This window comes from Tropicimonas aquimaris (assembly GCF_042676185.1).
GTDB classification, from domain to species: Bacteria; Pseudomonadota; Alphaproteobacteria; order Rhodobacterales; family Rhodobacteraceae; genus Tropicimonas; species Tropicimonas aquimaris.
In genome coordinates this window covers 72,909-84,924 of record NZ_JBHTJT010000046.1, presented here as the reverse complement: position 1 = coordinate 84,924, position 12,016 = coordinate 72,909, and the positions used below count along the sequence as shown (strand labels likewise).

At 65.7% G+C, this 12,016-nt stretch carries 10 protein-coding genes and 1 tRNA gene; 3 read left to right on the top strand and 8 right to left on the bottom strand.

The window, feature by feature from the left end:
• Position 1 precedes the first annotated feature (1 nt).
• The 3 genes from ACFQ2S_RS18760 (at position 2) to ACFQ2S_RS18750 (ending at position 4,023) form a co-directional block, all read left to right on the top strand.
• Positions 2-77: transfer RNA gene (locus ACFQ2S_RS18760), tRNA-Ala, on the top strand.
• A gap of 127 nt (positions 78-204) precedes the next feature.
• The gene (locus tag ACFQ2S_RS18755; protein ID WP_386076833.1) at positions 205-1,596 is read left to right on the top strand and encodes a multicopper oxidase family protein; all 1,392 of its coding nucleotides are present in this window, start codon (positions 205-207) and stop codon (positions 1,594-1,596) included.
• Positions 1,597-1,809: 213 nt separating this feature from the next.
• Positions 1,810-4,023 (top strand): NADP-dependent isocitrate dehydrogenase, encoded by a 2,214-nt coding sequence (locus tag ACFQ2S_RS18750; RefSeq protein WP_386076831.1) that lies wholly within the window; start codon positions 1,810-1,812, stop codon positions 4,021-4,023.
• Positions 4,024-4,241: 218 nt separating this feature from the next.
• Here the strand turns inward: ACFQ2S_RS18750 and ACFQ2S_RS18745 are convergent, their stop codons facing one another.
• The 8 genes from ACFQ2S_RS18745 to ACFQ2S_RS18710 all read right to left on the bottom strand — a co-directional run bounded on the left by ACFQ2S_RS18745 (position 4,242) and on the right by ACFQ2S_RS18710 (position 11,947).
• A complete protein-coding gene (locus tag ACFQ2S_RS18745; protein ID WP_386076830.1) occupies positions 4,242-5,351 on the bottom strand; it encodes a hypothetical protein in 1,110 nt (369 codons plus the stop codon).
• Positions 5,352-5,424: 73 nt separating this feature from the next.
• Positions 5,425-7,167, bottom strand: a complete 1,743-nt coding sequence (locus tag ACFQ2S_RS18740; protein ID WP_386076828.1) for a SulP family inorganic anion transporter — start codon at positions 7,165-7,167, stop codon at positions 5,425-5,427.
• A gap of 58 nt (positions 7,168-7,225) precedes the next feature.
• The gene (locus ACFQ2S_RS18735; RefSeq protein WP_386076827.1) at positions 7,226-8,914 is read right to left on the bottom strand and encodes a TIGR01244 family sulfur transferase; all 1,689 of its coding nucleotides are present in this window, start codon (positions 8,912-8,914) and stop codon (positions 7,226-7,228) included.
• Positions 8,915-8,996: 82 nt separating this feature from the next.
• The gene (locus tag ACFQ2S_RS18730) at positions 8,997-9,878 is read right to left on the bottom strand and encodes an MBL fold metallo-hydrolase (RefSeq protein WP_386076825.1); all 882 of its coding nucleotides are present in this window, start codon (positions 9,876-9,878) and stop codon (positions 8,997-8,999) included.
• Positions 9,879-9,888: 10 nt separating this feature from the next.
• Positions 9,889-10,404 (bottom strand): DUF6691 family protein, encoded by a 516-nt coding sequence (locus ACFQ2S_RS18725; protein WP_386076823.1) that lies wholly within the window; start codon positions 10,402-10,404, stop codon positions 9,889-9,891.
• A gap of 1 nt (position 10,405) precedes the next feature.
• The gene (locus ACFQ2S_RS18720) at positions 10,406-10,834 is read right to left on the bottom strand and encodes a YeeE/YedE family protein (protein WP_386076821.1); all 429 of its coding nucleotides are present in this window, start codon (positions 10,832-10,834) and stop codon (positions 10,406-10,408) included.
• A 3-nt stretch (positions 10,835-10,837) separates the two neighbouring features.
• Positions 10,838-11,044: a YgaP family membrane protein gene (locus ACFQ2S_RS18715; protein ID WP_386076819.1), complete on the bottom strand. Its 207-nt coding sequence runs from the start codon at positions 11,042-11,044 to the stop codon at positions 10,838-10,840.
• Positions 11,045-11,290: 246 nt separating this feature from the next.
• Positions 11,291-11,947 (bottom strand): Crp/Fnr family transcriptional regulator, encoded by a 657-nt coding sequence (locus tag ACFQ2S_RS18710; protein WP_386076817.1) that lies wholly within the window; start codon positions 11,945-11,947, stop codon positions 11,291-11,293.
• Positions 11,948-12,016: the final 69 nt, after the last annotated feature.

The following is a 12,016-nucleotide window of genomic DNA, read 5'->3' as shown; positions in this document are numbered from 1 at the left end:
TGGGGCCGTAGCTCAGTTGGGAGAGCGCGTCGTTCGCAATGACGAGGTCGTCGGTTCGATCCCGATCGGCTCCACCAGAAATTCCCTCCCTGTTGCGCATATTCGCTGCCGGTCTCGATGGCGTGAAGTGCATGCGATGCAATCTTGATGCTAGGATCTCCGCGTCGGAGGGCAGGCGCTCGGCTTCTGGGGGGACTGGGAACAATGATCACACGCAGATCCATGCTGGCGGGAACGGCGGCGCTGGCGGCGGTTCCGCTCGCGGGGCGGCGCGCTCTTGCGTCCAACCTGGCCGTTGAGGAACTGACGGCCGCGCCTGCGACGGTGCAGATCGCGCCGGAAGGTTATCCGCAGACCGAGATCTGGGGCTACGGCGGTGCGGTGCCGGGCACCGAGATCCGCGCCCGCCAGGGCAGCCGATTGCGGCGGCGGTTGGTAAATGAGCTGCCCGCGCCGACGTCGCTGCACTGGCATGGCATCCGCATCGACAATGCGATGGACGGTGTGCCGGGCGTGACGCAGGAGGCGGTTCCGCCGGGCGGCAACTTTCTCTACGAGTTCGACCTGCCGGATGCCGGAACCTACTGGTATCATTCGCACAACCAGTCCTACGAACAGGTCGCGCGTGGCCTTCAGGGGGCGCTCATCGTCGAAGAGGCGGAGGCGCCTGATATCGACCGTGAGGAGGTGTTCGTCCTCGACGATTTCCGCCTCGATCCGGAGACAGGCCAGATCGCCGGCTTCGGCAACATGCACGACTTCAGCCACGGCGGCAGGATCGGCAACATCGCGGTCACCAACGGCATCTTCAACAATACCCTGGGCGCGCGGCACAACGAGCGGCTGCGCCTGCGGCTGATCAACAGCGCGAACGCACGGATTTTCGAGCTCGCCCTTCAGGGGCTGGAGGGCTGGTTCGTAGCGCTCGACGGGATGCCGCTGGAGGCGCCGCAGCCGATCGAGGAGTCGTTCCTGCTCGCACCGGCGCAGCGTGCCGACCTGATCGTCGATGTGACCGCGGAGGACGGCGCGGAGGCCCACCTGTTGCGCCTGGAGGGCGGCGAGAGTTTCAGCCATGTGCTCTTCGAGGTCCGCGGCAGCGCCTCGGCCTCTCGCCGCGCGGCGCCCGCCGCCCTGCCGCCGAACCCGGACATGGAGGTCGCGGGCCTGGAGGAGGCCCTGACGAGCCGGCTCCACATGGAGGGCGGCGCGATGCGCGGTTTCCAGACAGCCACGATGGACGGGCGGGAAGTCGGTTTCCGGGATGCGGCGCAGAACATGAAGTTTTGGGCCATGAACGGCATGGTGGGTATGCCCGAGGAGCCGCTGTTCATCGCCGAACGCGGCCGGACGGTGCGGGTGGTGATGCAGAACGACACCATGTTCCCCCATGCCATGCACCTGCACGGCCACCATTTCAGGGAGGTCCTGCCGGACGGCAGCCTCGGACCCATGCGCGATACGTTGCTAGTCTTTGGCGACGAGAGCCGGGAGATCGCCTTCGTTGCGCATAACCCTGGAGAATGGGTGTTCCACTGCCACATGCTGACCCACGCGGCCTCGGGCATGATGACCCGAATGCGGGTTCTGGCCTGAGCCGGACGCCGGCACTTCGTCCGCCCGCGTCATCATTGCACGCAGCGAGTCGTTTGACGGATTGTTCCCCCCGACTATAAGGGCGGGGACCCGACCCGTCGTCGCATGCAGGGGGGCCGCGACGAGACGCATGATCCGCGGCACGCCGAGCGACCTCGGGTTCGCGAAACCGAGACACGACAATATCCGGACAACTGAAAGGTGAGGAAAAACATGGCTGAAACGGTGAAACCAGATATTCTGTATACCAAGGTAGACGAAGCGCCCGAGCTGGCCAGCGCCTCCCTGCTGCCGATCATCAAGACTTTCGCCGGTGCTGCCGGGATCTCGGTCGGGACCAAGGACATCTCTGTCGCGGGCCGAATCCTCGCCACCTTCCCGGAATACCTGAAGGAAGAGCAGCGGATTTCCGACGACCTGGCCGAACTGGGCGAGCTGGTGAAGACACCCGACGCCAACGTGATCAAGCTGCCGAACATCTCGGCCTCGGTGCCGCAGCTGACCGCCGCCATTGCCGAACTGCAAGGCCAGGGCTTCGCCGTTCCGGGCTATCCGGAAGATCCGAAGACCGACGAGGAAAAGGCGATCCGCGCACGCTATGACGCGATCAAGGGCTCGGCTGTGAACCCCGTGCTGCGCGAGGGCAACTCCGACCGTCGCTCCGCGAAGGCGGTGAAGAACTTCGCCCAGAAGAACCCGCATTCGATGGGTAAGTGGGCGTCCGACAGCAAGACCAAGGTCTCGTCGATGCCCGGTAACGATTTCTTCGCCAACGAAAAATCGGCCACCATCACCGCCGCACAGGCCGGCCCGGCGAAGATCGAGTTTGTTGCCAAGGACGGCACCGTAACCGTGCTCAAGGATGGCTGGCCGCTCGAGGAAGGCACCGTGGCCGATGCGACCTTCATGTCCGTCAAGGCGCTCTCGTCGTTCCTCGCCGATGCGATCGCGGACACCAAGGCCGATGGCACGATGTTCTCGCTGCACCTGAAGGCCACGATGATGAAGGTCTCCGACCCGATCATCTTCGGCCACGCGGTGAAGGCCTGGCTCGCCCCGGTGTTCGAGAAATTCGGCGCCGAGCTGGCGGCTCTGGGCGTCAACCCGAACTCGGGAATGGGCGACCTGCTGGAGCGGGTGAAAGGCAATCCCGAGATCACGGCCGCGATCGAGGCGGTGACTGCCGAGCGGCCGGACATGTACATGGTCGACAGCGACCGCGGCATCACCAACCTGCACGTGCCGTCCGACGTGATCGTCGACGCCTCGATGCCGGCGGTGATCCGTGCCGGCGGCAAGGGCTGGGACCAGACCGGCGCCAAGGGCGACACCAACTGCGTCATCCCAGACCGCTGCTACGCGCCGGTCTATGACGAGGCGATCAACTTCTTCAAGGCCAACGGCGCGCTGGACCCCTCCACCGCCGGCGCCGTCGCCAACGTCGGCCTGATGGCACAAAAGGCCGAGGAATACGGCTCGCACCCGACGACCTTCGAGGCTCCGGCCGACGGCACGATCCGCATCGTTCTGGCCAACGGCGATGTGCTGCACCAGCACGATGTGGAGACGGGCGACATCTGGCGCGCCTGCACCGTCAAGAAGGCTCCGATCGAGAACTGGATCCAGCTCGCGATGGACCGCCAGCGCCTGACCGGCTCGGAAGCGATCTTCTGGCTTAATGCAGAACGTGCGCATGACGCGGAGCTGATCAAATACGTCAAGCCCGCGCTCGAAGCGGCGGGCGTCGCGGACAAGTTCCAGATCATGGCCCCGCGCGAGGCGACGGCGCAGTCGCTCAAGACGATCACCGCGGGCAACGACAGCATCGCCATCACCGGCAACGTCCTGCGCGACTACCTGACCGACCTGTTCCCGATCCTGGAACTCGGCACCTCGGCCAAGATGCTCTCGATCGTCAAGCTGATGCACGGCGGCGGCCTGTTCGAGACCGGCGCCGGCGGCTCTGCGCCGAAGCACGTGCAGCAGCTTGTCGCGGAGAACCACCTGCGGTGGGATTCCATGGGTGAGTTCTGCGCCCTCGGCGAGAGCTTCAACTTCCTCGCCGACAGCCAGGGCAACGCAAAGGCCGGTGTGCTGGGACGTGCCGCGGAAGCCGCGACGCAGGGCATTCTCGACGACAACCGCTCGCCCTCGCGCAAGGTCGGCGAGCCGGACAACCGCGACAGCCACTACTGGTTCGCCCGCTACTGGGCCGAGGCACTGGCCGCACAGAGCGACGATGCCGAGCTTGCCGCGCATTTCGCGCCGATCGCGAAGGCGCTGGCCGACAAGGAGGAGTCCATCCTTGCCGAGCTGGCGGCTGCACAGGGCAAGCCGGTCGATCTGGGTGGCTACTACAACACCGACCCGGCCAAGGCGGCGATCGTGATGCGTCCCTCGGCGACGTTGAACGCGATCATCGGCTGATCCGCGATATCGTTTTGGTACGCTGACAGGAAAGCGCCCGGTCCCGGCCGGGCGCTTTTTTCCCTTTCCGGAGGGCTCCCGCCCGTCGTCACGGCATCAAGATGCCGCTCCTCCCGTTGGGCGTGGCCGCGCGTTCCGCGCGGCGGATCTTTCGGACAAAAGATTGCGCCTCCGGCGGGGGTATTTCGGCCAGGAGAAACGGCGCGGTTTGCGGGTGTTCACGACCCGGGCAGCAGGCGGTCCAGCGTGTCGGCGGTGAAGGGGTCTTCGGGGCCGATCTTGTCGAAGCCGAGACGGTCGTAGCTCTTCCAGTTGGTTGTGATGCCGCGGCAGTGCCAGTATCCGAAATCCTTGCGTTTCAGCGCGCCTGTTGGAAGCCAGGTCTCGGGGCGGTGGACGTCCCAGCCGACGCGCTTGCGCCAGCCGTCAGGACGCAGGCAATACTTGGTCGGACAGGAGGCATCCTTGTAGCGGAGAAACCGGTGATCTGCGTGGTGAAACGGAGGCTCGGCGTCGAGGGCAGGCATCCGCCAGCGGCCTTCGAAGGTGACGAAGCCGAAGGGACTGGCGACGGCGGCGTCGAAGACGGAGCCCGAGCGGGTCCAGACCAGCTCGTCAAGGTCGACGTTGAGCACTGCGCGGGCGCGGTGGAGGAAGCGGAGCCGGGCGAGGTTGAGCATAGCCGGCTGCAGGAACTTCGCGCCGCCGCCGCCTTTCTTCTCGCGGACCGGACCATAGGGTTGCGGCACCTTGAGCACCACGGCGCGCTTGAGCCCTGTCCCTGTGAGCGCGTCGAGGATTGCGTTGGGGGGGTAGGTCTCGGAGGCGTTGTCCATGACCAGCATCGCTTCGAGCCCGTGTTCGGCGATGTGGAAACGCGCCCAGTCGGCGATCCATTCGGGGCGGTTTTCGCGTGAGATGTGGAGCGAGGCGTTGAGCCCGGCAAACAGGGCGGATTGGTCGGGGCTGACGCCGCTTTCGCCCTGCCAGCGGCCGGCCGAGGTGGAGAGGCGGGCAGCCGGCCCGTCGGTGCGCAGTCGAAGGATGTCGTGCCGGCGGAAGCTCTCGCGGCGGCCGATACGGGCGGTCTGGCCGTCGACCTTGAGCGCGCCGTCCGCGATAAGTGCCTTGAAGTTCAGAAGCTTCGGGCAGATCAGCAGGATTTCGCGATCCAGCTGCACGGCGTCGTACCAGAGCGTTGTCCAGTCATAGGCCGCATCGAAGCCCTCGCCGCGCGCGGCCTCGGGTACGACCGCCTCGCGGCGCAGGGAGGAGCCTTCGGTTGAAAGGCTATGCATCTCGGCGATAGAGAAATCCGGCGTTTCCATGCCGTCTCTTAAGGCAAGTTCAGGGGCGCTGCCAACTGGCTTGCTCGGCGGGTGAAAAGCCGGGTCCTGACGATCATTCAGCCGCCTGGGGCGACGCCTCCTCGCGGGCGAGAGCCATCCAGGCGTCGTATTGCGACAGGAAAACCCGGCCGTTCAGTTCGTCGAGGAAGTGGCTGCGCTGCAGGCGATCCATGACCGGGCCTTTCACCTCGGAAAGGTGGAGGTGGATGTTCATGTCCTTCAGTCGCTGGAGGATGGCTTCAAGAGATTCCAGTGCCGAGAGGTCTACCTCGTTCACCGCGGGGAAGTTCAGGATCACGTGCTCCAGTTGGCGATCTCCGACGACGCGATCGTATATATAATCCTCGAGGAAGCGAGCGTTGGCGAAGTAGAGGCTCTCGTCGACGCGGAGCGTCAGAACCCTTGGATCGGTCGTCACCTTGTGGCGCAGGATGTTCCGGAAATGATGGGTGCCGGGCACCAGTCCGATCTCGGCGATATGCGGGCGGGAGGTCTTGTAGAGGTGCAGGAAGATCGAAAGCACCACGCCGGCCGAGACGCCGACTTCGACGCCCATGCCGAGGGTCAGCAGGATCGTCGTGGCTACGGCAAAAAAGTCGGCGCGGGAGAAGGCCCAGGCGCGCTTCAGGATTGAGAAGTCCACGAGGCTCAGGACGGCGACGATAATCGTCGCGGCGAGGGTCGCGGTGGGCAGGAAGTAGAGCAGGGGCGTCAGAAGCAGCGCGGCAAGCAGGATGCCGATGGCGGTGAAGGCGCCGGCGGCTGGAGTTTCGGCGCCGGCGTCGAAGTTCACGACGGAGCGGGCGAACCCGCCGGTCACCGGGTAGCCGCCGGTGAGCGAGGCGGCGATGTTGGAGGTGCCGAGGCCGATCAGCTCCTGGTCCGGGTCGATGCGCTGGCGCCGCTTCGCGGCCAGGGTCTGCGCGACCGAGACGGATTCCACGAAGCCGATGATCGAGATCAGCACCGCCGAGCCGAAAAGCGCGACCCAGATCTCCATGTCGAAGCTGGGCGCGGTGAGGGGGGGCAGGCCGCGGGGCACGTCGCCGACGATGGCGACGCCGCGGTCGGCGAGGCCGAACGCCCAGGCGAGGAGCGTCGTCGCAACGACGGCCGCGACGGGGCCGGCCTTGGTCAGCACGTCGGCGAGGCGCGGCTTCAGGCCGTAGCCCAGGAGCAGCGGCTTCAGCCCCTTGCGCACCCAGAAAAGGAAGGCGGTGGTCGCGACGCCGATGATCAGCGTCCAGAGGTTGGTCTGGCCGAGGTTCGACAGGAGGCTCTCGACAGTCTCGATGAGGTTGTGGCCGGACGCCTTGACCCCGAGGATGTGCTTGAGCTGCGAGGTCGCGATCAGGATCCCGGAGGCAGTGATGAAGCCCGCGATCACCGGATGGGACAGGAAATTGGCGATGAAACCGAGCCGCATCAGCCCCATCGCGGTCAGGAAGACGCCGGAGAGGAACGCCAGGGTGATCGCGGCGAGGGCAATGGCGGCGGGGTCGGTGAGGCCGAGGTTGCCGACCGCGGCGGCGGTCATCAACGAGACAACGGCGACCGGCCCCACGGCGAGGGCCCGCGAGGTGCCGAAGATGGCGTAGGCCACCAGCGGCAGGATCGAGGCGTAGAGGCCCATCTCGGCCGGCAGACCCGCGAGCAGCGCATAGGCCAGCGACTGCGGGATCAGCATGATCGTCACGATGACCGCCGCGAGGGCGTCGCTTTCGAAGGTCTGGCGGCTGTACTGACTTCCCCAGTCGAGGACTGGCAGGTAGCGGCGCAGGAACGGGGGCATCATGGAACCTCGGGGAAACGTAAGGCGTTGGCGCGCCCGGTGGCCGGACGCGCCGTGGGTGTCAGGCGGAGACGGTGCCCTCGCCGGTGATTTTCTCGGGCTTGGCCATCCATTCGCGGCCCTTGAGCATCGCGCCCCAGTAGACCGGGGGCAGGAGCATCTCCTTGAGCAGCCATGCGGCGCGCGTCGGCTTGGTGCCGTCGATCACCCACTTGGGGAAGGAGGGCAAGAGCGTGCCGCCATAGCCGAACTCGGCCAGCACGATCTTGCCGCGCTCGACCGTCAGCGGGCAGGATCCGTAGCCGTTGTAGGCCCCCTGCGGATTGCCCCCCAGGATATCGGCAGTCACATTGGCGGCGACGACCGGTGCCTGCATCCGGGCCGCGGCGGCGGTCTTGGCGTTGGGCGCGTTCATCACGTCGCCGAGCGACCATATGTTGTCGAAGCTCTTGTGGCGTAGCGTGATCTGGTCGACGTCCACCCAGCCGGCGGCATCGGAGAGCGGCGACACGCGGATGAAGTCTGGCGCGGTCTGCGGCGGGCAGACATGGATCATGTCGAACTCGACCTCGATGGTGCGCGGTTCCTGCTCAGGCTCCTTCACCGCGAAGGTCGCCTTCTTCGCCGGGCCGTCGATGGCCACGAGGTTGTGGAAGAAATTGAGCTTGGCGTCGTATTTCCGCACGTAGTCCATCAACGCGGGCACGTAGTCCTTCACCCCGAACAGCACGCCGCCGGCATTCATGAACTGGATATCGATGTTGCCCAGCACCTCTTCGCGCCACCAGTGATCTCCGGAAAGGTACATCGCCTTCTGTGGCGCGCCGGCGCATTTGATCGGCATCGGCGGCTGGGTGAAGAGCGCGCGGCCCTTGCGGAGACCCTGCACCAGCTCCCAGGTGTAGGGCGCGAGATCGTAGCGGTAGTTCGAGGTGACGCCGTTCTTGCCGAGCGTGTCGACGAGCCCGTCGACCGCATGCCAATCCAGCTTTAGCCCCGGGCAGACGATCAGGCGATCGTATTTCACCACCCGGCACCCGTCGAGAATGACGGCGTTATTGCCCGGCTCGAAGGCGGCCACGGCGGCCTTGATCCAGTGCACGCCTTTGGGAATCAGGCTCCCCATGGTTCGGGCGGTGGTGGTCGGATCGAACACGCCGGCGCCGACCATGGTCCAGCCGGGCTGGTAATAGTGAATGTCGGCCGGGTCGATGACGGCGATGTTCAGATCGCGCATCCGGCTCTTCAGGGAGGAAGCGACCGAGATGCCGCCCGCGCCGCCGCCCACGATCACCACGTCGAACTTGGCGTCGCCGCTGTCGGTCGGGGTCTTGCCACCGTTGACGATGCGGCGGACCACGCCGCCCATGTCGTAGCCGGCGGCCTTGGCGGTCGCGAGGATCCGGGTCGGGTCCATGTCCTTGGCGTGCGACAGCGACCAGAGCGTCGTCGAGCGCATGCCGGAGCGGCAATAGGCCAGCACCGGGCCGGGCAGCTCGTTGAGCGCGCGAGCGAATTCATCGGCCTGCGAATCCTCGACCATGCCGGAGGTGATCGGCAGGTAGCGGGCCTCCAGCCCCAGTTCCACCGCGCTGCGCTCGATCTCCTCGAAGGTCGGCTGGTCGTTGCCCTCGCCGTCGGGACGGTTGCAGATGATGGCGCGGAACCCCGCATCCTTGATCCGGGGCAGGTCGTCCGCGCTGATCTGGCCGGAGACAGACAGGCGATTGGTCAGTGTCTTGAAATCCATGGTTCTCGTCTCCTCCAAGAGAACAGTGTCCCGGGAAAGGCACCGCGCGGCTCGCTTCGGAACGGCGCGGCGCCCTGTGGTCTCAGAGGCCGTTTACCGGCACCTTCAGCATCGGCACGCCATCCTTGTCGCGCGGCACCTCGCCAGCGCGCATGTTGACCTGCAGCGAGGGGATGATCAGCTTGGGCATGGTAAGCTGCGCATCGCGCTCGGTGCGGAACTTAACGAACTCTTCCTTGGTCTTGCCGGCGCCGACGTGGATGTTGTGCGCCTTCTCGTCGGCCACCGTGGTCTCCCACTGGATGTCACGGCCGTTCGGGCCGTAATCGTGGCACATGAAGAGCCGCGTCTCGTCGGGCAGGGCCAGCACCTTCTGGATGCTGTCGTAGAGCGTCCCGGCGTCCCCGCCGGGAAAATCGGCCCGCGCCGAGCCGCCGTCGGGCATGAAGAGCGTGTCGCCGACAAAGGCGGCATCGCCCATCACGTGCACCATGCAGGCCGGCGTGTGGCCCGGCGTGTGCATCGCGAAGACAGGCATCTGGCCGACCATGTAGGTGTCGCCGTCCTTGAACAGGGCGTCGAACTGCGACCCGTCGCGCTGGAACTCCGTGCCTTCGTTGAAGATCTTGCCGAAGACGTCCTGCACGGTGACGATGTGCTCGCCGATGCCGATCTTGCCGCCCAGCTTATCCTGGATGTAGGGAGCGGCGGACAGGTGGTCGGCGTGGACATGGGTCTCGATCAGCCACTCGAGCTTGAGACCGTTTTCCTGCACGAACTTGATGAGTTCGTCGGCATGTTCATAGGTGATCCGGCCGGCGGCGTAATCGATGTCCATCACCGAGTCGACGATGGCGCAGGCGTCGGAGGCCGGGTCCTTCACGACATAGCTGATGGTGTTGGTCGCCGGGTCGAAGAAGCCGGTGACCTCGGGTTTCAGAGAGGTGTCGACAGGGTATTCCATGGTTTCCTCCTCAGGTTTTGTCGGCTTCGGGTGCGACATCGCGGGGCAGGTGGGTCAGCGGACCATGCGGGGCGGGTTTGTGCTCGGCATAGTTCGGTGTCTGGAACCGGGTCGCCATGTGGGTGTTGATAAACCGGGCCAACGCCATGCCGCCGATCAGCGCTGCGGCAAAGATCAGGACCTCGGAGCGGCCGGTGCCGATCGCGGGCAGCGCCCCGCCGGGGCAGAAGCCGGACAGCCCCCAGCCCACGCCGAAAACAGCCGAGCCGCCGAGCAGTTTCATGTCGATGCTGCGGTTCTGGGGCAGGTGAAAGATCTGGTCGAAGCTGGGTCCTGGCCGGCCAAGGACCCAGCGGTAGCCAAAGAAGGTCACGACCAGCGCGCCGCCCATCACGAAAGCGAGGGACGGGTCCCAGGTGCCGGCGATGTCGAAGAAGTTCAGCACCTTCTCCGGGTTCGCCATGCCGGAGATCGAGATCCCCAGGCCAAAGACCAGGCCGATCAGGTATGTCAGGAGCAGGCGCATGTCAGACCCCCATCACGTGCCGGGTGACGTAGACAGTCAGCCCGGTGGCCAGCATGAAGGTGAGTGTCGCGGCGAGCGAGCGCGGCGAAAGGCGGGCCAGCCCACAGACCCCGTGGCCCGATGTGCAGCCGGAGCCATAGGAGACGCCGAGCCCGACGAGCAGGCCGCCGATCACCAGCAACGGCGTCGAACTCGGCACGGTGATCTCCGGCCAGCCCCCGGTCAGCATCAGGAAGAGGGCGGGGCCGCTGATCATTCCGGCGAGGATCGCCCACCGCCAGGAGCGGTCGTCCTCGCCCCAGATTGCCGCGGCAAGGATGCCCGTGGCGCCCATGATGCGGCCCAGGACGAGCATGAGCAGAACGGCGGCCAGCCCGATAAGGCTGCCGCCGAGGAGAGACGCCAGAGGCGTGAAGTTCACGATTTGCATGTGTCAGGTCTTGGTCTTGCAGGTCTTTATTCCGAGGATCTGGTAGGGCGGGCAGTATCCCATGGCGGCGGTTCCGAGCATCACCAGCCCGACGACAGCCGCAATGGTGGACCACAGCCCGCTCCAGCCGGCACTGAAGGCCGCGATCAGCAGCACGACACCGATCACGGCGCGGATGGCGCGGTCGGCGGAGCCCATATTCTTGGTCATGGTAGCGTTCCCTTCTTGGTCAGGTTTCGAGGTAACTCTACCCCGAGTCGCAGTCGGGTTTCAGTGACCATGTCACCGAAACCGGTGCCGGGGATGCGCATTTCGATATCCCGGACAGGGGTCCAGGGGGCGCGCGCCGGCGTCGGACATGAACTGCCCTTGTATCCTTGGCCCGGAGGGGCGGTCCCGTTCACTTGGGTATCGCGACTTATAAATTCAATAATGTGAATTTGTAAAGGGAAAAGGTCAGGCTGCCGTGGCGGCGATGCCGGCGATCGCGGCGCGGTCGGTGATCTCGATGGTCCCGCGGGCCTGTTCGATCCAGCCGCGCCGATGGAATTCAGCAAGTTGGCGCGAGACGACCTCGCGCGCGGTGCCGAGTTCGGCGGCAAGTTTCTGATGTGTGGCCTTCACGGTGCCGTCCTGTGCGAGATCGAGCAACCTCTGCGCCAGCCGGATGTCCATCCGGCGGAACGCCACTTCCTCGATCACCAGGAAGAGGTCGGTGATCCGGCGGGAGTAGTTGTCGAAGACAAAGCGCCGGAAGGCGTCGGACCGTGCGATCAACTCGTCGAACACAGGACGCGGGATCGCCGCGGCCTCGACGGCGGTCTCGGTCACGCCCTCGGCGGCGTATTCCTCCTGTCCAAGCAGGCAGGCGGTCGTCAGGACGCAACTCTCACCTGCCTTGACGCGATAGAGCACAATCTCGCGGCCGGTCTCGGAGATTTTCTGAACCCGCACGATGCCCTCCAGCAGCAGGAGCAGCGAGTCCGGTTCCCGGCCGGGGCCGAAGACTGTCACGCCCTCCGGGACGCGGAGCACCTGGCTGCGCGCCTCGAGCAGATCCCGGGCGTTGCCTTCGAGATCGGCAAGACCGGTGAAAAGATCGATCCAGGACATGACGTACCTCGCTCTGTCAGCGGTCCTTCCTGTCTAGCCTGCGCACCGGCGGGCGCAAGCGGCAGACGC

What these genes read in the sequence shown, in the direction of transcription:
- ACFQ2S_RS18710 (WP_386076817.1), bottom strand. Translation starts at nt 11,947, where the DNA reads ATGTCCTGGATCGATCTTTTCACCGGTCTTGCCGATCTCGAAGGCAAC.
- ACFQ2S_RS18725 (WP_386076823.1), bottom strand. Translation starts at nt 10,404, where the DNA reads ATGCGCCTGCTCCTGACATACCTGATCGGCCTGGTCTTTGGCCTGGGG.
- ACFQ2S_RS18740 (WP_386076828.1), bottom strand. Translation starts at nt 7,167, where the DNA reads ATGATGCCCCCGTTCCTGCGCCGCTACCTGCCAGTCCTCGACTGGGGA.
- ACFQ2S_RS18750 (WP_386076831.1), top strand. Translation starts at nt 1,810, where the DNA reads ATGGCTGAAACGGTGAAACCAGATATTCTGTATACCAAGGTAGACGAA.
- ACFQ2S_RS18715 (WP_386076819.1), bottom strand. Translation starts at nt 11,044, where the DNA reads ATGACCAAGAATATGGGCTCCGCCGACCGCGCCATCCGCGCCGTGATC.
- ACFQ2S_RS18735 (WP_386076827.1), bottom strand. Translation starts at nt 8,914, where the DNA reads ATGGATTTCAAGACACTGACCAATCGCCTGTCTGTCTCCGGCCAGATC.
- ACFQ2S_RS18730 (WP_386076825.1), bottom strand. Translation starts at nt 9,878, where the DNA reads ATGGAATACCCTGTCGACACCTCTCTGAAACCCGAGGTCACCGGCTTC.
- ACFQ2S_RS18745 (WP_386076830.1), bottom strand. Translation starts at nt 5,351, where the DNA reads ATGGAAACGCCGGATTTCTCTATCGCCGAGATGCATAGCCTTTCAACC.
- ACFQ2S_RS18720 (WP_386076821.1), bottom strand. Translation starts at nt 10,834, where the DNA reads ATGCAAATCGTGAACTTCACGCCTCTGGCGTCTCTCCTCGGCGGCAGC.
- ACFQ2S_RS18755 (WP_386076833.1), top strand. Translation starts at nt 205, where the DNA reads ATGATCACACGCAGATCCATGCTGGCGGGAACGGCGGCGCTGGCGGCG.